This is a genomic window from Burkholderia sp. BCC0405, assembly GCF_902833075.1.
In the GTDB taxonomy this organism is placed as follows: Bacteria; Pseudomonadota; Gammaproteobacteria; order Burkholderiales; family Burkholderiaceae; genus Burkholderia.
In genome coordinates, this window is record NZ_CADFEO010000033.1 from 1 (window position 1) to 20880 (window position 20880).

Below are 20880 nucleotides of genomic sequence, written 5' to 3' on the forward strand. Positions count from 1 at the left end.
GCGACGCTGCCTGCGATCAAATCGGCAGCATGATTGCCTCGGCCGCTCCACTTAAAAATCTCAGAAAACTGTCCGAACGAGTGAGGCCACCTCTATTCCTTCTTTTGTCCGAAGAGTCGCGGTCGTACAACGGGGTAGAGTGGACTGAGACCGGCCACGACCTGGACTTTATTTTCGAGAAGGGCGGGACGGGCTATGGCGTGGAGGTAAAAAACACGCTTGGCTACCTAGACGTAAGTGAGTTTGTGGCCAAGATCCGTATGGCCCGTCACATCGGCGTGCGCCCTGTGTTTGCCGTTCGGGCGCTTCCTAAGACTTGGGCCGAGGTACTAATCCGGGCTGGTGGGTACGCCATGATTATGGGCTTCCAGTTTTATCCATGGACCCACAAGGACTTAGCTGACTCAATTCGCGAGAAGTTGCTCCTACCCGTTGACACTCCCAAACGGATCGAGCTTGGGACAATGCAGCGGTTCGAACGATGGATCGACTCACCGCCTTCCATATCAAGGACGGACAGCGCAAAGGTTAACGCGATGCTGAAAAAGATCGAAGAGGCTCCAGCACGCAAGTAAGGAAACACGTGAATTCTGCTGCCAATTCACATACATGGATGTGCAAGCTATTGTTTTCCAAGGGTTTCCCACGCACCCCCATGAATACATATTGTCTAGTGGCATCCGAGTACTGATCGACGCGATGCCCTTCCTTTGGCGGTGCTTGCCGCTAGGGGTCTGCATGTGAGTGCTTTACATCGTTGTGCCGAACTTGCGATCCGCAGTCCCCCTCACCGCACGGTGGACTCCGCCAGCACACTAGGAAGTCGCGCCAAAACGACAAAGCCGGCACATGGCCGGCTTTGTCGTTGAAGCATAAGATTGCACTTTGTCAGAGAAGCATATCTTTGCACTCAAGGCAAAATTATCCTTCCTGTCTCACTGTCTCAAGCCGATCAAATTCCGTTGGTGGAGCGGAGGAGGATCGAACTCCCGACCTTCGCATTGCGAACGCGACGCTCTCCCAGCTGAGCTACCGCCCCAACAGACAACCATCATACACACGCATTTCCGCGCTTGGCAATAGGGGTTGAATCGCCCCTGAAACCTTACTTTGACGGCGCGCCAGCCAGCACCCATTCGACCACCGAACGCACGTCGGCGTCGCTCATGCGCGGGTGCGCGGGCATCGGAATGGCGCCCCAGACGCCCGAACCGCCCTCCTTCACCTTCTTCGACAGCTTCGCCACGGCCTGCGGATCGGCCTTGTAGCGGGCGGCGATATCCTTGAACGACGGGCCGACAAGCTTGCGGTCGACCGCGTGGCAGCCCATGCACGCGTTGCCGCGCGCGACCTTCAGGCCGTCGCCGACATCCGCGTGCGCGGCGCCCAGCGTCCCCACCACGAGCGCCGCGGCCGCGACGCCCTGCACCATCCACTGTTTCATCTGCTTCATCTGCATGCTCTTCATTGCGACGGGGCCTTCGGGTTACCCGGATGCACGCTCGACGAATTCGAGATCGGCGCGGGCGACTGCAACGGCGTGGATTGCACCGACGCGTCAGGCACGGCGCCCACCGTCGCGGTATCCGCCGGCGCGGCGGCAGCCTGCGCGCCGGATGCGCCGCTCGCGGGCGATGCGTTCTGCAGCGCCTGCGCGTCCTGCGGCTGGATGTACTGGAACACCTTCACGACCTTCTCGACGCCCGGCACCTGGCTGGCCGCTTCCGCGCCGCGATTGCCCTCGTCGACCGTCACGAGCCCCATCAGGTAAAGGTTGCCGCGTTCGCTGACGACCTTGTAGTAGTTCGCCGAGATGCCCTTCGTCGCGATCAGCTCGGACTTCACGCGCCCTTCGAGGTACGAGTCGTTCGCGCGCGACGACAGCGACGACGCCGGCTCGACCGACAGCTCGTTGACGATGCCGTTCACGTTGTTGATGGCGCGCACGATTTCCTCGGCGCGCTGCTTCGACGCATCGTTCGGCACTTCGCCCGTCAGCAGCACGCGGCGGTTGAACACCGTCACGTTCACGTGCGACTGGTCGGGCAGCCCGTTGTTGATCTGCGAAAGCGCCTTGACCTGGATCTCGCGATCCTCGGTCTGCGCGCCGAGCGTACGGCGATCGGTCGCGATCAGCGCGCCGCCGCCGGCCGCTGCGCCCACGACCCCGAGCACACAACCCTGCAGCGACACGGCGAGGCCCGCCGTCAGTGCAGCCAGCAGCGTGGTTCTGACGAGCGTCTGTTTGACGCGGCTTTGATTCATCGACGGCTCTCCTTCGTTCAATCCTCACCCAGCAGCATCGCGTCGATGCCGTCGCACAGGCAGTGGATGGTCAGCAGATGGACTTCGTGGATGCGCGCCGCGCGAACGGCGGGCACGCTGATCGGAATATCGGTATCGGACAGCGCAGCCGCGACCGCATGGCCGTTGCCGCCCGTCAGCGCGACGACGGTCATCTCGCGCTCGTGCGCTTCGTCGATCGCCGCCAGCACGCGCGGCGACGCGCCGGCCGGATCGAGCACCAGCAGGATGTCGCCAGTCTGGCCGAGCACGCGCACCTGCTGCGCGAACAGTTGCTCGGCGGACACCGCGCCCGCGAGGCCGCCCTGCGACGCGTCGGTGGCCAGCGCGATCGCGGGTAGGCCCGGGCGCTCGCGCTCGAAGCCGCCGACGAGCGACACGGCGAGGTAGTGCGCGGCGGCGGCCGACGGGCCGTCACCGCAGGCGACGATCTTGTTGCCGTTCGCCAGCGCGGCGAACATCGCATCGACCGCGGCTGCGATCGGCAGCGACAGCGCGTCGGCCGCTTCGGCGTGAAGCGTGGCGCTGTCGCGGAAATGTTGCTGAATACGTTCGACTGACATCGATTCCTGGTGAACTGGGCGCGTGGCACGCATCGCGCGACATCGTGGGTGCGGCGAGTTTACCGTACTCCGGCGCCCTCTCCGGGGGTCCGGCAAGAACTCTTTACATCTCGTCACAGCTCGCCGCTACGCATCGTCGGCACGAAATGCATCGCGCAGCCACGCGAGCCGGCCGGCCTCGAACGCGACGACGTCGAAGCGGCACGCGGCGCCTGCGCCGTGCCGCGCCCAGAACTGGAGCGCGGCCGCGACCAGACGCCGCCGCTTGCGCCAGCCGACGCTCGCGGCCGCGCCGCCATGCCGGATGCTGCGCCGCGCGCGCACCTCGACGAACACGAGCATGCCGTCGGGCTCGCGCATCACGAGATCGAGCTCGCCGCCGCGCATCGTCACATTCGCCGCGACGAAGACGAGGCCACGGCGTTCGAGAAACTGCCGCGCGCGCTGCTCGAATGCCGCGCCGACCGGTTTGGATCGTGCCGCACCGGAAAAGTTGTCGCCCGCGCGCGGCAAACCGCGCCCGTCATCCGGCCGCGCCGCCTCCGCGTGGCACAATGCCGTCCTTGTTCCGCCTGCGCCGCGATTGCGCGCATTGCCTGCCATGACTGCCCTCCTCGAACTCGCGCATACGCAGCACTACCCGAGCGCCGCGCTCTACGTGGTCGCCACGCCGATCGGCAACACCGCCGACATCACGCTGCGCGCACTGCACGTGCTCGGCCTCGCCGATCGCATCGCGGCCGAAGACACCCGCAACACGGGCCAGCTGCTCGCCCGCTACGGGATCTCGAAGCCGCTCGTCGCCGTGCACGAGCACAACGAACGCGAAGCTGCGCAACGCGTGGTCGAACTGCTGCGCGCCGGCGAACGCGTGGCCTACGTGTCGGACGCCGGCACGCCCGGCATCTCGGACCCCGGCGCGCGGCTCGTCGACGCGGTGCGCGCCGCCGGCTTCGCGGTGATCCCGCTGCCGGGCGCGAGCGCGGCGGTGACCGCGCTGAGCGTGGCCGGCGACTGGGCCGGCGCGTTCACGTTCGCGGGCTTCCTGCCGCCGAAGGCCAAGCAGCGCGCGACCGCGCTGCAGGCGCTGGTATCGCACCCGTATGCACTGGTGTTCTACGAAGCGCCCCACCGGATCACCGAAACCGTCGCCGCGCTTGCCGATGTGTTCGGCCCCGCGCGCCGGCTGCTGATCGCGCGCGAACTCACCAAGCTACACGAGCAGTTGTTCCAGGGCACCCTGGCCGAAGGACAGACCTGGCTCGCCGGCGATGCGAACCGGCAGCGCGGCGAGTTCGTGCTGGTCGTCGAAGGCGCGCCGGCGACGAGCGGCGAAGCCGACGTCACCGCGCACGACGCGCTGCTCAAGCTGCTGCTGGAAGAGGTGCCGGTGAAGAGCGCGGCCAAGCTCGCGGCCGCGCTGACGGGCGCGTCGCGCAACACACTGTATGCGCGAGCGCTTGCGCTGAAGGATGAGCGCTGACGCGCGAGCCGGCCGGCACCGGGAAACCGGCGCCGGCATCGCGCGTCGCTGGAAAGACAAAGGGCTGCCCGAGGGCAGCCCTTTTGCATGAGCGGACGGATCCGCCGCGTTACTTCGTCGAGACCGACGCGAGCATCTCGTCGCGTGCCTCGCGCGCTTCCTGCGGCGACAGCCCTTCGATCTTCACGCGGCCCGTGCCGGCGTGCACGAGGCCGATCAACTTGGCGGCCGCATACGACAGGTCGAGCACGCGGCCGCGCTTGAACGGCCCGCGATCGTTGACCTTCACGACGACCCACTTGCCGGTCGACGCGTTCGTCACCTTGATGTACGACGAAAGCGGCAGCGTGCGGTGCGCGGCAGTGAGCGCGTTCATGTTGAAACGCTCGCCGTTCGCGGTGCGGCGACCGTGGAAATCCCGCCCGTACCAGGAGGCGCGCCCCGTCTGGCGGAAGTCGGACACGTCCTTGGCGTCGATCGGCTCGGCGTCGGCCAGCGACGGCTTCTTCGCGTCCTTGCTGTCGGCAGCCGGCATCGATGCCAGCGCGGAATCGAAATTCAGTTGCTGCTTGTCGTTGTCCGCCTTGGCGGCAGCGGCCGTCTTGTCGACCGCGTTCTTCTGGTCCGCGCTACCGGTGGTCTGGCTGGGTGGCACCGCACAGCCCGTCAACGCAAAAAATAATGCAATGGTCCCGAATCGACTCGGAAATCGTACGTTCATCGACGTGTCGCCTTCTGGTGCGGGCCGCTGCTTCATCACGCTGCTTCACAGCGCAGACACGCGGCCCGGACGGCAAATGCGTGCACGCCCCGCTCGAATGCGAGCAGGCGGCTAGCATGGGCGCGGCTTTCGTCTATGCCGCAACCGTCCTGATTAGCTTTCACGTCTGGCGCAACCTGTCCCCAACAGCCTGACCAGACCCCACATGCCGCCATCGAACATGGCTTCACGTTCGCGCGCGTCGATACGACCAACGCACAGGAACGGCGGCACAGGCCTCATCCGGCGGCGCGGCAGCAGGGCCGCAGGCGGGCGCGCAGCACCCGGCCGGACAAGACGTGAGCACCGAATGCTCGGTGCTGGATACACCGCCGGACTCCCCGGCGGCTGATGCTTGACGGTGATTTCGATGCCCCTTTTAACGGGGCCGAAACACCAGCGAATTGCGTGAAATCCACGCGCAATGGGGCGCATTATACATAAATCAAAACGCCATCTCGAAAAGCGGCCCGGCCGGACCATTGATTCTCTCTATGGCGGTAACAATCGACATGCTCCGGGATTGCCCTGAGACACGCGTCGCGCGATGCGCCACGCGAGCGGCAGGCAGCACGCGCGACCGGTACAATCGCTCCTTTTAGCCGCCGGTGCCTCCATGAAAGTCACGCTCATTCCGGTCACGCCGTTCCAGCAGAACTGCTCGCTGCTCGTCTGCGAAAAGACGGGCCGCGCCGCCGTCGTCGATCCGGGCGGCGACCTCGACCGGATCGAACAGGAAGTCGCGCGACAGAACGTGCAGGTCGAGAAGGTGCTGCTCACGCACGGGCACATCGATCACTGCGCGGGCGCGAAGACGCTCGCGACGCATTACGGCGTACCGATCGAGGGGCCTCAGGAAGAAGAGCGCTTCTGGATCGAGAAGCTGCCGATGCAAAGCGAACGCTTCGGCTTTCCGGCCGCCGACACCTTCGAGCCCGACCGCTGGCTGAACGACGGCGACACCGTGCGGTTCGGCGACGAGACGCTCGAGGTCTATCACTGCCCCGGCCACACGCCCGGCCATGTCGTGTTCTTCAGCCGCGCGCATCGCGTCGCGATCGTCGGCGATGTGCTGTTCGCCGGCTCGATCGGCCGTACCGATTTCCCGCGCGGCAATCACGAGGATCTCGTCCGGTCGATCAAGGAGAAGCTGTGGCCGCTCGGCGACGACGTGACGTTCGTGCCTGGCCACGGCCCGGTGTCGACGTTCGGCGACGAGCGCCGCACGAACCCGTTCGTGTCCGACAAGGTATTCGGATGAACCAGACCGCTATCCCGGAAATCTACGTCAGCACCGATGTCGAGGCCGACGGTCCGATTCCCGGCCCGCACTCGATGCTGAGCTTCGCGTCGGCCGCCTACACCGAGGACAAGCAGCTGATCGCGACGTTCTCGGCCAACCTCGAAACGCTGCCGGGCGCGCAGGCGCACCCGGTGCAGGAAGCGTGGTGGAAGACCGAGCCCGAAGCATGGGCCGCGTGCCGGAAGGATTTGCAAGCGCCCGACGCGGCGCTGCTCGCGTACGTCGACTGGGTCGAGGCGCTGCCCGGCAAGCCGGTGTTCGTCGCGATGCCGGCCGGCTTCGATTTCACGTTCATGTTCTGGTACATGATGCGCTTCGCCGGGCGCTGCCCGTTCTCGTGGTCGGCGCTCGACATCAAGACGCTCGCGTTCGCGATGACGGGCCTGCCGTACCGCAAGGCGATCAAGCCGCGTTTTCCAAAGCATTGGTTCGACGACCATCCGCACACGCACGTCGCGCTCGACGACGCGATCGAGCAAGGCGCGCTGTTCTGCAACATGCTCGCCGACCTGCGCCGCCAGCAGGCCGCGATCGCGGGCCTCGCGGTATCGGACACCGATCGATCGGAAAACGCAGGGGCGGGACAAAACCCCACGGATCCGCGAGCAAATTAGCGAATCTTGCTCAACAACGCGACGCCTGATTGCCTTTCCTTTCCCGGCCCTCTAACATTCAGCGTGTTGTAGTTGCCGCATGGAGGCGCAGGTGACGCTCGATTCCTTTTCGCAAAAAATCCTTCGCCTGTTGCAGCTCGACGCGCGCCGTTCGGTCCAGGAAATCTCGGACCAGGTCGGCCTGTCGAGCACGCCGTGCTGGCGCCGCATCAAGGACATGGAACAGTCGGGCGTGATCCAGCGCTACACGGCGCTGCTCGATCGCGAGAAGCTCGGCCTGCACGTCTGCGCGCTCGCGCACGTGCACCTGACCCGCCACAACGAAGGCGGCGTCGAGCAGTTCGAGCGCGAGATCGCGACCTGCCCGGAAGTCACCGAGTGCTACAGCACGACCGGCGAAGCCGATTACATCCTCAAGATCGTCGCGCCGGACATCAAGGCCTACGACGTGTTCCTGCACGAACGCATCTTCAAGATCCCTGCCGTGTCGCAGGTGCGCACGAGCGTCGTGCTGCGCGAAATCAAGTTCGACACGCAACTGCCGCTGTAACGCACCGGCACGCGCTGGCGGCCGGCCGTCGCGCGTGCCCGCGGCGGGTCACGCCTGCGCGGGCATCGTGCGCGTGAAGCCGATCCGGCGCGCGCCGAACTCGCGCTTCAACGCGTCGGCGTCGAGCCGGCCGGCCAGCGCCGCGTCGGTGTCGTGCGGATCGCAGGCAAGCGTCACGTCGATCTCGAGCCCCGTACTCAGGTAATGCAGGTTGATTGCCGCCGCACGCAGCCCGCGCTGCGCGAGCGCCGCCTCGAGCCGTGCCGCGATCTCGCCGCGCGGCGGCAGCGCGAGCGCGGGACGGCGCGCCGCGTCGTTCTCCGGGTCGACGTGGATCAGCGCATCGAGCACGCGCGAATCGGTCAGCACGCGCGCACGCGCGGTCTCGGCGATGTAGTGCCCTTCGGAGACGGAGATTTTCGGGTCGACCAGGATGTGCGCGTCGACGAGTGCGGCATCGCCCATCTTGCGCGTGCGCAGGTCGTGCACGTCGCGCACGCCGGGCGTCGCCGCGAGCAGCGCGCGGATCTCGGCCGTATCGGTCGTATCGAGCGCACGGTCGGAGAGGTCCTGCAACGCGTCATAGCCGAACGTCCAGCCCATGCGCGCAACCATGAAGCCGACGATCGCCGCCGCGATCGGGTCGAGCAGTTTCACGCCGGCCAGGCTGCCGACGATGCCGATCGCGACGACGAGCGACGATGCGGCATCCGAACGCGCATGCCACGCGTTCGCGACAAGCATCGCCGAGCGCACGCGCCGCGCTTCGCGCAGCATGTAGCGAAACAGCGCCTCTTTCGACACGAGCACCGTCAGCGCGACGACCAGCGCGGAAAAATGTACCGCCGGAATGTTTTCGAGATTAACGAGACGGTCGCCGGCCCGCCAGAGCATGCCGACGCCGACCGCAATCAGGATCGCGCCGAGAAACAGCGATGCGACGGTCTCGTAGCGGCTGTGTCCGTAATTGTGGTCGGCATCCGGCGATGCGCCGCTATGCCGATTCGCAGCCAGCACGACAAAATCCGAGATCAAATCGGAAACCGAATGCACCCCGTCGGCAATCAATGCCTGCGAATGCGCAATCACGCCGACGACGATCTGAAATGTCGCAAGCACGACATTCAGCACAATACTGACGAACGTGCTCTTGCGTGCAACCGCGTGTTTATCTGCGCTCTGCGCGTCGCCGGAAAACGTGGACATGAAATATGGGATATCGGTGTGCGATACCCGATTCTATCAAGGCGCCCCGCGAACCCCGCCAATACCCACAAATTTCTTATTTAAATCAACCGCTTATGCGAACGTGTCGCATTTCCATTCACACCGGATCATTACATTTTCATGACAACTCGATGTGCGTGGCGACCGCTGAAAACAAAAAAGCCGCGCTCCTTAACGGACACGCGGCTCTTTTGAAGAGCAGGTAATTTAAACAAACGTTTAAATTGCGAACTGCTCGCGGTTCTTGCCCGCGATCCAGCGCGGCGGCTTGCCGCGGCCCGACCACGTCGCGCCCGTTTCCGGATCGCGGTATTTCGCGGCAACGCCTGCACGCGGACGGCCAACCTTGCCTGCCTTCGCGCGGCTGAGACCGAGTTCGGCGAGCGAAAAGCCATAGTCGGCAATTTTCTGCTTCACGTCATTCAGCACTTCAGCGTATTCACGCGACTTCGCTTCTTCGATTTGCTTCTCCAGCTTCTCCCGCTGGGCCAGCAGGTCCTTGTAAGAAGACATAGTTTCCCTTTCTATCTGACCAATGGCGCCGGTCTGCAGCCAGCTCACCATTCATGAAATATATGTGCCTCGGATTTTCGAAGGCAGAGATTAGCACAAAAAAGATTTGATAGAAGCGAGATTCATGAAAATCCCGAGCTCAATTGAAATTCACCTGTGTCATTTTGACCGGTCGCGGCCTTTTCTCAAATTTCCACGTTCCTACACAGAGATTAGGACATTAGCCATTTCCTATTAAGTCTATCAACATACGCAATTACCCTGCATTCAAAAAAATCGAAGCTTTCATCAGACGACAGCTTTGCGAAAATCGGATGGCGCGACTCGCCAAACGAACAAGGCGCGGACAAGCCGGCATCCGCGACGTCAGGTCACGTCTCGCGCGCGTGCAATCAGCCGCTCGCGCAATGCGCCCGCATCGGCCAATGGCGTATCGAACGGCGTACGCACGCGGCGGCCGCCATGTCGCCAGTCGGCGCCGTGGCGATCGACACCGAGCAATTCGAGCCCGTCGCGGCGCGCATCGCCTGCATCGTACGTGTCCCATAACGCCCGTTCCTCGTCGAACGCGAGCGGCGGCAGCCCATCGAGATGCGTGCCGTCGACCCAGCCCATGCGCCCGAAACCGCCGATATAGCGCAGCCGCTCGACGTCGAGCGCCCAGAACGTGAAATCGCCGAGCGCGAGATAGCGTGCGGCGTCCGGCTCATAACGACAGTAGCGCGCGGTGACGTGCGGATCGTTGCCGAGCGGCACGAACCGGCCGAGCAGCGTCGCGCGCTCGGCATTCAGCACGTCGCCGCCGGGTGCGTCGACGACGAGGAAGCCCGCGCGCGGATCGGCGGCCAGATTGCGCGTGTGCTCCGCGAGGCCGCTCACGAGGATCACGGGACGATGGCTTGCATCGGGTGCAAACGGGACGACCGTCGGATACGGGAAACCCTGCGGATCGCGCGAATGGGTGGCGAGCGTGCCGAGCGCGCAGCGGTGCAGCAGATGCACGGCGAGAGCGGGATCGATGTTCAAGAGGACTCCTGCGGTCGAAAGGTGGCGCGCCGGGCACGCCATGCGCTTCGATGTTACCCGCGGGCGCGGCTCGCCGCGCATCGGCCGAACGGCCTGTCCGGGCGAACACGGGTCAGCGGGGAATCGCCGGCTCATCGGCCAAACGGCCATCGCCCGGCACGATCGTAAGCGGTTCGATAGAATCGGACGGATCCGACGGGCGCCGCGTGCGTCCGTGCATGACTTTTGATGAGCGTTACCGTGTCCGAATCCTCCTCCCCCGAATCATCGTCCCCGTTCGCCATGCCGCCCGACGCGCATCGCGTGCTGTCGCTTCCGGCCCGCCAGCGGGCGCGCGCGGCGTCGATGGCGCTGTTCTTCGTCGCCGGCATGATGTTCGCGTCGTGGGGCGTGCACGTGCCGACCGTGCGCGACAAGTTCGCGCTGAGCCCCGGGCTGCTGTCGATCGCCCTGTTCGCGGTCGCCGTCGGCTCGATCGCCGCGATGCTGACCATCGCGCGCTGGATCGCGCGCGTGGGCTCGCGCACCGCGTGCCTCGCGGGCGGGCTCGTGATGTCGGCCTGCGCGGCGCTGATCCTCGTCGTGCCCGGCTACCCGATGCTGCTCGCCGTGCTCGCGCTGTTCGGCTTCTCGATGGCGACGCTCGACGTCGCGATGAACGCCGAGGCCAGCGCGGTCGAAATCGCGATCGGCAGGCCGATCATGTCGTCGCTGCACGGCATGTTCAGCATCGGCGGGATGGCAGGCGCGGCCGCCGGCGGCGCGCTGCTGTCGGCCGGCATGGCGCCGGCCGTGCATCTCGCGCTCGCGGCGGCGACCAGCGCGACGGTGCTCGTGGTCGCCAGCCCGGCCGTGCTGCCGCATGTGCCGCACCACGAACACGCGCACGGCGGCGGCAACCGCTGGCGCTCGCCGGCGTTGTGGATGCTCGGCGGCATCGCGCTCGTCGCGCTGATCGCCGAAGGCGCGATGTACGACTGGGCGACGGTCTACATGCGCGACGTCGTCGTGGCGAGCCCCGCGCTCGCCAGCGCCGCCTATGCCGCGTTCTCGGGCGGGATGGCCATCGCGCGCTTCGCGGGCGACGCCGTGCGCGCCCGCTTCGGCGCCCCGCAGCTCGTGTTCGCGAGCGCGTCGCTCGCCTGCGCGGGGATGATCGGCGCGCTGCTGCTGCCGTATCCGGCCACGGTGCTGACCGGCTTCACGCTGATGGGTCTCGGCCTCGCGAACATGATGCCGGTGCTGTTCGCGGCCGCCGCGCGCGTGAAAGGCATCCACGCGGCCGAAGGGCTCGCGCACGTGGCCGGGCTCGCGTATTTCGGCATGCTGTTCGGTCCGGTCGTGATCGGCGCCGTCGCGCAGGCCGCGAACCTGACGATCGGCCTGTCCGTCGTCGCGCTGTGCGCGGCGCTCGTCGCGGCCGTCGCGCCGAAGGTGCTCGCGCGGCTGAAGATCTGACGGGGCGCGGCGGGCGCCGGCCCAAAAAGAAAGCGCGCATGCGTTGCCGCATGCGCGCTTTCACCCCCTTCTGTTGACCGCTTGTCGGGTTACATCTTCACTTCGTCGAGCAGCGACTTCTTGCCGTTCTTGTAGTTGTACAGCGAGATCACGCCGTGCTGCAGGTCGCCCTTCGAGTCGAAGGTCGTCGTGCCGATCACGCCCGAGTAGTTCGTCGACGGCATCGCGGCGAGGATCTTCGCCGGATCCGTCGAGTTCGCGCGCTTCATCGCATCGACGATGATGTACACGGCGTCATACGTGAACGGTGCGTAGATCTGGATCGGCTGGCCGAAGCGCTTCTCGTACTTCGCCTTGAACGCTGCGCCGCCCGCCATCTTCTCGAGCGAAGCACCGGCTTCCGAGCACACCACGTTGTCGGTCGCGTCGCCGGCCAGGTCGGCCAGCTTTTCCGTGCACACGCCGTCGCCCGCGAAGATCTTCGCGCGCAGGCCGAGCTGCTTCGCCTGTTTCGCGAACGGGCCGCCGGTGGCGTCCATGCCGCCGTACATGATCGCGTCCGGATTCTCGCCCTTGATCTTGGTCAGAATCGCGCGGAAGTCGACCGCCTTGTCGTTCGTCGCGTCATGCGACATCACCTTCAGGCCGAGCGCCTTGGCCTTCTTCTCGAACTCGTTCGCGAGACCCTGGCCGTACGCGGTCGAATCGTCGACCACGGCCACGCTCTTGATGCCCTTCGAGTGCGCGTAGTTCGCGAGTGCCGGGCCCTGCTGCGCATCGGTGGCCACCACGCGGTACGTGGTCTTGAAGCCCTGCTGCGTGTAGGCCGGGTTGGTCGCCGACGGCGAGATCTGCACGATGCCTGCATCGCTGTAGATCTTCGAGGCCGGGATCGACGTGCCCGAGTTCAGGTGGCCGACCACCGCGACGACCTTGTCGTCGACGAGCTTCTGCGCGACCTGCGTGGCCTGCCGCGGGTCGGCAGCGTCATCCTGCGGGTCGAGTTGCAGCGTGATTTTCTGGCCGCCGATCACGAGACCCTTGGCGTTGATCTCCTCGACCGCGAGACGCGCACCGTTTTCGTTGTCCTTGCCCAGGTGTGCAATGCCGCCCGTCAAGGGCGCGACGTGGCCGATCTTGACGACTTGATCGGCGGCCGCGTTGCTTGCAGCTGCAACGCACAGCATCGCCGCAGCAGTGATCGGCAGCAGCTTTTGCATCTTGATATTCATGTAAGTCTCCAGTTTCGGTCCCAATAAACGCCATCGCCCGGTGCCCCGCTGCCATCCCTGTGTTTGCAATCACTGGACGATTCGCCGGATGCATCGTTCATGCACTTGGCCTCAAGCACGTGAAAACCGCCGCTTTTAGCAGCCGCCCGCCCGTACTTGCGCGCAAGTGTAGGTGATCAAATTAATTTGTGGGACTTTTTTGGGGTAGTGGTAACACTACCGATATGCGTACTTTGGAATGACGACTCGAACATCGCTGCAAGCCCCGCCTGATAAGGGTTTCCGCTAATTCTCGGCGGCGTGCCGAAAGGGTGTTTCAAAGCAGTCCGGGGGCATTTCGATTCGGTATTTTATGTCTGCGATCATTGAATGAAACGCGCGCGACAACGCGCGTTTCATCGTCCGACATGAACGATTCAGGCCGCCGCCGCACGCCATTCGGCATCGAGCGCGTCAACGAGCTGCGAGGTCGTCAGCGCGTCGCCGCGCCGTCGCGCGAGCGGTGCGCCCTGCCCGGCCCACAGCGACAGGTAGTCGCCATTGTTGGCGCGTGCGGCGGCCTGGCGCAGCGGCTGCGTCAGCGCGTTCTGCACCGGGTACGGCGCGACGTCGGCCATGCGCTCGCCGAGCCGCGCCATCAGCGTGTTACGCAGCCCGCGCGCGTGGCGGCCGGTGATCGCGCGCGTGACCTGCGTCGACGTATCGGCGCTCGCGAGCAGGCGCGCCTTCCAGTCCGCCGCGATCGCGCTTTCCGTGCAGGTGAGAAACGCGGTGCCGAGCTGTGCGCCTTGCGCGCCGAGTGCGAGCGCGGCCGCGATCCCGCGGCCGTCCATGATGCCGCCCGCGGCAAGCACGGGCAGGCCGGTCGCGTCGACCAGTTGCGGCACGAGCGCGAGCGTACCGATCAGCGCGTCATCGGCGGAACCGATGAACGTGCCGCGATGGCCACCCGCCTCCGCGCCTTGCGCGGACAGCGCGTCGGCGCCGGCCGCCCGCCATGCGAGCCCCTCGGCCACGTGCGTCGCCGTGCCGATCACGTAGGTGCCGGCGGCCTTCAGGCGCGCGACGTCGGCGGCATCGAGCACGCCGAACGTGAAGCTCGCCACGGGCACGCGCAACGCCACGAGTGCATCGAGCTGCGCGCGAAAGTCGGGAGCGTAGCGCGCGGGCGCCGTGCCCGGCGGCAATCCGAGCGCCGCGTTCAGCGGGTCGATCGCGGCCAATGCGCGGGTGACGGTCGCCGCGTCGGGCGCGGCGTCCGGCAGCACGAACAGGTTGATCGCGAACGGGCGATCGGTCGCCGCGCGAATGGCGTCGACTTCGGACGCGAGGCGCTCGGGCGCGAACGCGCCGGCGCCGAGACTGCCGAGCGCGCCGGCATTCGAGGCGGCGGCGACCATCGCGGTCGTGGTCGCGCCGACCATCGGCGCCTGCACGAGCGGCAGGCGCAGGCCGAAGCGTTCGGAAAAGGGGGTGGACAACAAACGGGCAGACATGGCGAATCCTTCGATGACGATGCGCGAAAGCGCTTTGTAAAGGCCGGCACATCGACTCTATCGAAGTGGCGCAGCGCCGAAAAATGAATAATCGAGATCGAAACGATCGCTGCGCGAGAAGCGGGCGCGTACCCTGCAATGACACGGGATCGGTGGCACACTCTAGGGCCTGTTCCACCCCGGGAGGCGCATCGCGCACCCCGTTCGCCAGGAGTTCAGAACGTGACTGCCCAATGGATCGACATCCCCACCGGTAACGACAGCTTCGGCGGCTATCTCGCACTGCCCAAGCGCGGCAAAGGCCCTGCCGTCATCATCATCCAGGAGATCTTCGGCGTGAACTCGCACATCCGCGCGGTCGCCGACCAGTACGCCTCCGACGGCTTCGTCGCGCTCGCGCCGGACGTGTTCTGGCGCACGCAGCCGCGCGTCGAGCTGACCTACGAAGGCGCGGATCGCGACAAAGGCATCGAACTGATGAAAAAGACCGACGTGGGTCTCGCGGTCGCGGACATCGGTGCGGCCGCCGATGCGTTGCGCGCGCGCCCCGAAGTGGCCGGCAAGATCGCCGCGATCGGTTACTGCTTCGGTGGTCAGCTCGCGTACCGCGCGGCCGCGACCGGCAAGATCGATGCGGCCGTGGCTTACTACGGCGGCGGCATCCAGAACGCGCTCGACCTCGCCGGCAAGGTCACGCAGCCGATCCTGTTCCACTACGCGGAAAACGACCACGGAATCCCGCTCACGGCCGTCGAACAGGTGAAGGCGGCATTCGCCGGCCACGGCCATGCGTCGTTCCATGTGTATCCGGGCGCCGAGCACGGCTTCAACTGCACGGACCGCGCGTCGTACAACCAGCGCGCGTCGGCGCTCGCGCACGGCCGCACGCTGACCTTCCTCGCCGAGCACCTCTAAAAACGGCCGGCCGCGGGCCCGCGCACCGGGCCCGCGTTATGCTGCCGTCATCGCCACGGGTCACAACGGGGGTGACTGCGATGCACTCGGACTATCTCGCGCATGACGCGATCGGCCTCGCCACGCTGGTACGCGAACGCAAGGCGAGCCCGCGCGAACTGCTCGACGCCGCGATCGGCCAGGCCGAAGCGGTCAACAGCGCGATCAACGCGATCGTGCTGCAGGACTACGAAGCCGCACGCCAGCGTGCGGCCGCCACACCCGACGGCGGCGCCGACGCGCCGTTCGCCGGCGTCCCCTATCTCGTGAAGGATCTCGGCGCGGCGGTCGCCGGGCTGCCGCTGTCGATGGGCAGCCGGCACTACCGGTATTTCGTGCCCGCCGACGATTCGCCGGTGATCGCGCGAAGCCGCGCGGCCGGTCTCAACGTGTTCGGCAAGACCAACACGTCGGAGATCGGCCAAATGCCGTACACGGAACCCGAGCTGTTCGGCGCGTGCCGCAACCCGTGGAGTCTCGATCACACGCCCGGCGGCTCGAGCGGCGGCGCGGCGGCGGCCGTCGCGGCCGGCATCGTGCCGATCGCGCATGCGTCCGACGGCGGCGGCTCGATCCGCATTCCGGCATCGTGCTGCGGGCTGTTCGGACTGAAGCCGAGCCGCAACCCGGTACTCGTCGACCTGCCTTCGAACGGCGAGCTGGTCGTCCAGCATGCGGTCACGCGCAGCGTGCGCGACAGCGCGCTGCTGCTCGACGTGACGACCGGCCAGACCTTGCCGGCCGGCTCGCCCGGCACGTTCCTCGGCGAGCTCGACACGCCGCCCGGCCCGCTGCGGATCGGCCTCGTGCTCGACCCGATGCTCGCGCCGGCGCTCGCCGACGACACGCGCGCGGCGCTCGACGACGCGGCCGCGCTGCTCGAATCGCTCGGCCACCATGTCGAGCCGGCGACGCTGCACGTCAACTACGCGCGCGCGGCCGAAACCTTCCTCACGCTATGGGCGACGATCGCCGAGGAGATGGTGCTCGGCGCGCGCGCGCTGACCGGCCGCACGCCGAAGCGCGGCGAATTCGAGGCCGCGACGTGGGCGATGGCCGTGGTCGGCCGGCGCCTCGCGCGCACGCGCCTGCCGGACGTGCTCGAATGGCAGCGCCAGCTTACGGTGCAGGTGGCCGGCCTCGTGTCGCGCTACGACGCGATCCTGTGCGCGTCGCTCGCGGGCCCGCCGGTGAAGATCGGCGAGTTGCAGCCGACGCCGTTCGAATCGGCGCAGATGAAGGTGCTCGCCGCGCTGCCGGTGAAGCCGCTGCTGAAGGAAATGCTCGCGAAGTCGTCGGAAAAGGCGTTCAAGTGGGCCGGCTGCACCGAGCTGTTCAACCTGACCGGCCAGCCGGCGATGTCGGTGCCGCTCTACTGGAACGCGCGCGGGCTGCCGATCGGCGTGCAGTTTGCCGCGCGCCACACCGACGACGGGCTGCTGCTCAGGCTCGCCCGGCAGCTCGAACAGGCGCGGCCGTGGTTCGACCGCCGCCCGCCGCTGATGCAGGCGCAGCGCTGACGCACGCGGCCCCGCGCTGCGGGCCTCGAAAAAAAGCCCCGCCGGCACAAACCGGCGGGGCTTTTCCACCTGCAATCGCGTGAGCGCGCTTACACGACGAGCCGTTCGCAGATCGTCCGCGTCGCGGCCGCCGTGTTCAGCGTATAGAAGTGCAGCCCGGGCACGCCCGCGTCGACCAGACGCTGGCACAGGCTCGTGACGACGTCCGCGCCGAACGCACGGATCGACTCGCGATCGTCGCCGAAGCTCTCGAGCCGGCGCGCGACCCAGCGCGGCACTTCGGCGCCGCACATCTCGGAGAAGCGCATCAGCTGCGAGAAGTTCGTGATCGGCATGATGCCCGGCACGATCGGCACGTCCACGCCCAGCTTGCGCGCATCGTCGACGAAGCGGAAATACGCGTCGGCGTTGAAGAAGTATTGCGTGATCGCGGAATTCGCGCCGGCTTTCACCTTGCGCGCGAAATTCTCGAGATCGGCCGCAGGCGTTCGCGCTTGCGGATGGTACTCGGGATAGCCGGCGACCTCGATGTGGAACCAGTCGCCATGCTCGGCGCGGATGAAGCTGACGAGCTCGGACGCATAGCGCAGCTCGCCGACCGCGCCCATCCCGGACGGCAGGTCGCCGCGCAGCGCGACGATATGCCGGATGCCGTACGAGCGGTACTGGTCGAGGATCGCACGCAGGCTGTCGCGCGACGAGCCGATGCACGACAGGTGCGGCGCGGCCTCGAGGCCGTCCTTCTGCATGTCGAGCACGGTATCGAGCGTGCCCTGCTGCGTCGAGCCGCCGGCGCCGAACGTCACGGAGACGAATTTCGGCTTCAGCGGCAGCAGTTGCGCACGCGTGGCGCGCAGCTTCTCGACGCCTTCCGCCGTCTTCGGCGGGAAGAATTCAAACGAGAGTTCGATCGGTTTCATGATTCGGTGGGAACAGGCTCAGGCCTCAGCCGATGTCGCGCTGACCGAAGATCAGCGCGGACAGCAGCCACGACACGATGCTGTACAGGATCGAACCGAAGAACGCGGACCAGAAGCCCGACACCTCGAAGCCCTTCAGCAGCGACGACGCGAACCAGAAGCACAACGCGTTCACGACGAGGATGAACACCCCGAGCGTGACGATCGTGACGGGCAGCGTCAGCAGGATCAGCACCGGGCGGATCACCGTGTTGATCAGGCCGAGCACGACCGCCACGATCAGCGCCGTGCCGAAGCTCTTGATGTGGATCGACGGCACGAGGTACGTGATGATCAGCAGCGCGAGCGCGTTGATGACCCAGGTGAGGATGACGCTCATGGAGTGCTCCGGTTCGGTTGTCGATCGGTACGATCAGTAGCCGCCGCCGGTTGCCGCGGGTGCCCGAAGGCGCGCCGCGGCAACCGGCGATCCGGCGCCGTGCCGCCGTACCGCGGGCACGTCGGCGACGCGCGCACGGCACCGCGGCAGCGGCGCATCGGATCAGTAGCGGTAGTGGTTCGGCTTGAACGGGCCATCCTTCTGCACACCGATGTACGACGCCTGCTCGTCCGACAGCACGGACAGGTTCGCGCCGATGCGCGCGAGGTGCAGGCGCGCGACCTTTTCATCGAGGTGCTTCGGCAGCACGTACACCTTGTTCTCGTACTCGCCGCCGCGCACGAACAGCTCGATCTGCGCGAGCGTCTGGTTCGCGAACGAGTTCGACATCACGAACGACGGGTGGCCGGTCGCGCAGCCGAGGTTCACGAGGCGCCCTTCCGCCAGCAGGATCACGCGCTTGCCGTCCGGGAAGATGATGTGGTCGACCTGCGGCTTGATGTTTTCCCACTGGTACTGGCGGGTCGACGCGACGTCGATTTCCGAGTCGAAGTGACCGATGTTGCAGACGATCGCGTTGTGGCGCATCGCCTTCATGTGATCGTGGTTGATCACGTGGTAGTTGCCGGTCGCCGTCACGAAGATGTCGGCCTTGTCGGCCGCGTATTCCATCGTCACGACGCGGTAGCCTTCCATCGCCGCCTGCAGCGCGCAGATCGGGTCGATTTCGGTGACCCACACGGTCGCGCCCAGGCCGCGCAGCGACTGCGCGCAGCCCTTGCCCACGTCGCCGTAGCCCGCGACGACCGCGACCTTGCCCGCGATCATCACGTCGGTCGCGCGCTTGATGCCGTCGACCAGCGATTCACGGCAGCCGTACAGGTTGTCGAACTTCGACTTCGTGACCGAATCGTTCACGTTGAACGCCGGGAACGGCAGGCGGCCGTCCTTTTCCATCTGGTACAGGCGGTGCACGCCGGTCGTGGTTTCTTCGGTCACGCCCTTGATGTGCGCGAGGCGCGTCGAGTACCAGGTCGGGTCCGCGTCGAGGTGCTTCGCGATCGACTTGTACAGCGCGACTTCTTCCTCGTTGGTCGGCTTCGCGATTACCGAACGGTCCTTCTCGGCCTTCGCGCCGAGGATCAGCAGCAGCGTTGCGTCGCCGCCGTCGTCCAGGATCATGTTCGCGAATTCGCCGTTCGGCCATTCGAAGATGCGGTGCGAGAACTCCCAGTATTCGTCGAGCGATTCGCCCTTGAACGCGAACACCGGCGTGCCGGCTTCGACGATCGCGGCAGCCGCATGGTCCTGCGTCGAGAAAATGTTGCACGAGGCCCAGCGGACGTCCGCGCCGAGCGCCTTCAGCGTCTCGATCAGCACGCCCGTCTGGATCGTCATGTGCAGCGAACCGGCGATGCGCGCGCCCTTCAGCGGCTGCTGCGCCTTGTATTCGTCACGGATCTGCACGAGGCCCGGCATTTCGGTCTCGGCGATATTCAGTTCCTTGCGGCCCCAGCCGGCCAGCGCCATGTCGGCGACGACGTAATCGTTGGAAGCTTTGGAATCGATCATGGCGTTCATCACGCCCTCCTTTCTAAAAAGTTTCTAGATTGGTGACGTGAGCGCCGTTCAGGAAGCGGAACCGGCGCGGTTGTGCCGCGCGGCTGCTTGGTGAAGCCTTCCGAGCCTGGCGGACGCAGGATGGTCCGTCGCAACGCTCCTCGGAAAGCGGAGAGGATTGTAGCAAATCGGCGCGCAGAATGCGCAAGCGCGGCGCACACACGGCGCAAGCGCGCGACGGCGGCGTGCGCTGCCGTCAGGAAAGGGTCAGGACTCCGCGCCGACCCACGCCTGTTCGCGCAGCCGCGCGCGCAGGCGCGCGACGGCCTGGCTGTGCAGCTGGCACACGCGCGATTCGCTCACTTCGAGCACGGCGCCGATCTCGCGCAGATTCAGACCCCGTTCGTAGTACAGCGACATCAGCAGCTTCTCGCGCTCCGGCAGCCGCTCGATCGCCTCGACGAGCGCTTCGCGCAGGTGCTCGTCGAGCAGCGCCGACAGCGGATCGGCGTGATCGACGCGGTAGCGGTCGAGGAACGGCTCATCGTCGGCCGCACGGTCGAAATCCTCGTAGTAGATCAGTTGGCTGCCGTGCAGGTCCTGCAGCATCCCCTGGTATTCGTCGAGCGGCATGTTCAGGTGCTGCGCGATCTCGGTCTCGCTCGCCGAGCGGCCGAGATGCTGCTCGACCTGGTGCACCGCGTGCTCGACCTCGCGCGACGTCTTGCGCAGGCTGCGCGGCAGCCAGTCGTTGCTGCGCAGCTCGTCGAGCATCGCGCCGCGGATGCGCTGCGTCGCGTAGGTCTCGAACTGCGCGCCCTGGTCTTCCTTGTAGCGGCCGGCCGCGTCCATCAGGCCGATCATGCCGGCCTGGATCAGGTCGTCGAGGTCGACGCTCGCCGGCATCTTCGCGACGAGCTGCAGCCCGAGGCGTCGCACGAGCGGCGCATATTGCGCGAGCACGTCGGCCTGAGACATCTTTCCTTGAGCGTTGTACATCATGGCTCTCTCCTTCCGG

Annotated in this window: 22 protein-coding genes, 1 tRNA gene and 1 riboswitch; of the genes, 8 read left to right on the top strand and 15 right to left on the bottom strand. The window is 66.3% G+C overall.

The genetic code is table 11. The features are described from left to right. Positions 1 to 575 (top strand): hypothetical protein (locus HWX36_RS34605; RefSeq protein ID WP_208457839.1); only part of this gene is annotated, 575 nt, incomplete at its 5' end. A 388-nt stretch (positions 576 to 963) separates the two neighbouring features. Here HWX36_RS34605 and HWX36_RS34610 read toward each other — a convergent pair. The 5 genes from HWX36_RS34610 to HWX36_RS34630 all read right to left on the bottom strand — a co-directional run bounded on the left by HWX36_RS34610 (position 964) and on the right by HWX36_RS34630 (position 3422). Continuing rightward, positions 964 to 1039, bottom strand: a tRNA-Ala gene (locus HWX36_RS34610). 66 nt (positions 1040 to 1105) lie between these two features. Further along, positions 1106 to 1468 carry a c-type cytochrome gene (locus tag HWX36_RS34615; RefSeq protein WP_175958246.1) on the bottom strand — a complete coding sequence of 121 codons (363 nt, stop codon included), beginning with the start codon at positions 1466 to 1468 and terminating at the stop codon, positions 1106 to 1108. Continuing rightward, the gene (locus HWX36_RS34620; protein WP_175958247.1) at positions 1465 to 2265 is read right to left on the bottom strand and encodes a BON domain-containing protein; all 801 of its coding nucleotides are present in this window, start codon (positions 2263 to 2265) and stop codon (positions 1465 to 1467) included. The genes HWX36_RS34615 and HWX36_RS34620 overlap by 4 nt, the downstream gene beginning before the upstream one ends. Before the next feature lie 17 nt (positions 2266 to 2282). Continuing rightward, on the bottom strand, positions 2283 to 2867 hold the full coding sequence (locus HWX36_RS34625) for an SIS domain-containing protein (protein WP_175958248.1): 585 nt from the start codon (positions 2865 to 2867) through the stop codon (positions 2283 to 2285). A gap of 126 nt (positions 2868 to 2993) precedes the next feature. Further along, complete coding sequence (locus HWX36_RS34630) at positions 2994 to 3422, bottom strand: YraN family protein (protein ID WP_175958291.1); 429 nt, start codon at positions 3420 to 3422, stop codon at positions 2994 to 2996. Between the two features lie 46 nt (positions 3423 to 3468). Between HWX36_RS34630 and rsmI the strand changes: the two genes are divergently transcribed. Then, positions 3469 to 4350 carry a 16S rRNA (cytidine(1402)-2'-O)-methyltransferase gene (rsmI, locus tag HWX36_RS34635; RefSeq protein ID WP_175958249.1) on the top strand — a complete coding sequence of 294 codons (882 nt, stop codon included), beginning with the start codon at positions 3469 to 3471 and terminating at the stop codon, positions 4348 to 4350. 109 nt (positions 4351 to 4459) lie between these two features. On the opposite strand, the gene HWX36_RS34640 is transcribed toward rsmI, so the two are convergent. Continuing rightward, a complete protein-coding gene (locus HWX36_RS34640) occupies positions 4460 to 5071 on the bottom strand; it encodes a septal ring lytic transglycosylase RlpA family protein (RefSeq protein ID WP_175958250.1) in 612 nt (203 codons plus the stop codon). A gap of 655 nt (positions 5072 to 5726) precedes the next feature. On the opposite strand from HWX36_RS34640, the gene HWX36_RS34645 reads away from it, so the two are divergent. The 3 genes from HWX36_RS34645 (at position 5727) to HWX36_RS34655 (ending at position 7577) form a co-directional block, all read left to right on the top strand. After that, on the top strand, positions 5727 to 6371 hold the full coding sequence (locus HWX36_RS34645; RefSeq protein ID WP_175958251.1) for an MBL fold metallo-hydrolase: 645 nt from the start codon (positions 5727 to 5729) through the stop codon (positions 6369 to 6371). Continuing rightward, positions 6368 to 7027: an exonuclease gene (locus HWX36_RS34650; protein ID WP_175958252.1), complete on the top strand. Its 660-nt coding sequence runs from the start codon at positions 6368 to 6370 to the stop codon at positions 7025 to 7027. Before HWX36_RS34645 ends, HWX36_RS34650 begins: the two co-directional genes overlap by 4 nt. A 79-nt stretch (positions 7028 to 7106) precedes the next feature. Further along, the gene (locus HWX36_RS34655; RefSeq protein WP_006477376.1) at positions 7107 to 7577 is read left to right on the top strand and encodes an Lrp/AsnC family transcriptional regulator; all 471 of its coding nucleotides are present in this window, start codon (positions 7107 to 7109) and stop codon (positions 7575 to 7577) included. Between the two features lie 48 nt (positions 7578 to 7625). On the opposite strand, the gene HWX36_RS34660 is transcribed toward HWX36_RS34655, so the two are convergent. The 3 genes from HWX36_RS34660 to HWX36_RS34670 form a co-directional block, all read right to left on the bottom strand. Next, a complete protein-coding gene (locus HWX36_RS34660) occupies positions 7626 to 8783 on the bottom strand; it encodes a cation diffusion facilitator family transporter (protein WP_175958253.1) in 1158 nt (385 codons plus the stop codon). A gap of 240 nt (positions 8784 to 9023) precedes the next feature. Then, on the bottom strand, positions 9024 to 9317 hold the full coding sequence (locus HWX36_RS34665) for an H-NS histone family protein (protein ID WP_006491875.1): 294 nt from the start codon (positions 9315 to 9317) through the stop codon (positions 9024 to 9026). 366 nt (positions 9318 to 9683) lie between these two features. Continuing rightward, complete coding sequence (locus HWX36_RS34670) at positions 9684 to 10343, bottom strand: pyridoxamine 5'-phosphate oxidase family protein (RefSeq protein WP_175958254.1); 660 nt, start codon at positions 10341 to 10343, stop codon at positions 9684 to 9686. Positions 10344 to 10625: 282 nt separating this feature from the next. Here HWX36_RS34670 and HWX36_RS34675 point away from each other — a divergent pair, with 282 nt between their 5' ends. Next, a complete protein-coding gene (locus HWX36_RS34675; protein ID WP_279613413.1) occupies positions 10626 to 11801 on the top strand; it encodes an MFS transporter in 1176 nt (391 codons plus the stop codon). 89 nt (positions 11802 to 11890) lie between these two features. Here HWX36_RS34675 and HWX36_RS34680 read toward each other — a convergent pair whose 3' ends face one another. Continuing rightward, positions 11891 to 13033: a branched-chain amino acid ABC transporter substrate-binding protein gene (locus HWX36_RS34680; protein WP_175958256.1), complete on the bottom strand. Its 1143-nt coding sequence runs from the start codon at positions 13031 to 13033 to the stop codon at positions 11891 to 11893. A 416-nt stretch (positions 13034 to 13449) separates the two neighbouring features. Beyond that, positions 13450 to 14529: a nitronate monooxygenase gene (locus tag HWX36_RS34685; protein WP_175958257.1), complete on the bottom strand. Its 1080-nt coding sequence runs from the start codon at positions 14527 to 14529 to the stop codon at positions 13450 to 13452. A 222-nt stretch (positions 14530 to 14751) separates the two neighbouring features. Between HWX36_RS34685 and HWX36_RS34690 the strand changes: the two genes are divergently transcribed. Next, the gene (locus HWX36_RS34690) at positions 14752 to 15444 is read left to right on the top strand and encodes a dienelactone hydrolase family protein (protein ID WP_175958258.1); all 693 of its coding nucleotides are present in this window, start codon (positions 14752 to 14754) and stop codon (positions 15442 to 15444) included. An 80-nt stretch (positions 15445 to 15524) separates the two neighbouring features. Then, positions 15525 to 17003 (top strand): amidase family protein, encoded by a 1479-nt coding sequence (locus tag HWX36_RS34695; protein ID WP_175958259.1) that lies wholly within the window; start codon positions 15525 to 15527, stop codon positions 17001 to 17003. 89 nt (positions 17004 to 17092) lie between these two features. On the opposite strand, the gene metF is transcribed toward HWX36_RS34695, so the two are convergent. The 4 genes from metF to HWX36_RS34715 all read right to left on the bottom strand — a co-directional run bounded on the left by metF (position 17093) and on the right by HWX36_RS34715 (position 20864). Further along, positions 17093 to 17923: a methylenetetrahydrofolate reductase [NAD(P)H] gene (metF, locus tag HWX36_RS34700; protein WP_175958260.1), complete on the bottom strand. Its 831-nt coding sequence runs from the start codon at positions 17921 to 17923 to the stop codon at positions 17093 to 17095. A 25-nt stretch (positions 17924 to 17948) separates the two neighbouring features. Continuing rightward, positions 17949 to 18302 carry a phage holin family protein gene (locus HWX36_RS34705; protein ID WP_011882923.1) on the bottom strand — a complete coding sequence of 118 codons (354 nt, stop codon included), beginning with the start codon at positions 18300 to 18302 and terminating at the stop codon, positions 17949 to 17951. Between the two features lie 162 nt (positions 18303 to 18464). After that, complete coding sequence (gene ahcY / locus HWX36_RS34710; protein ID WP_175958261.1) at positions 18465 to 19883, bottom strand: adenosylhomocysteinase; 1419 nt, start codon at positions 19881 to 19883, stop codon at positions 18465 to 18467. Between the two features lie 32 nt (positions 19884 to 19915). Next, positions 19916 to 20031: riboswitch (S-adenosyl-L-homocysteine riboswitch) on the bottom strand. Between the two features lie 98 nt (positions 20032 to 20129). Further along, positions 20130 to 20864 carry an RNA polymerase sigma factor FliA gene (locus HWX36_RS34715; protein WP_006484033.1) on the bottom strand — a complete coding sequence of 245 codons (735 nt, stop codon included), beginning with the start codon at positions 20862 to 20864 and terminating at the stop codon, positions 20130 to 20132. Positions 20865 to 20880 lie beyond the last annotated feature (16 nt).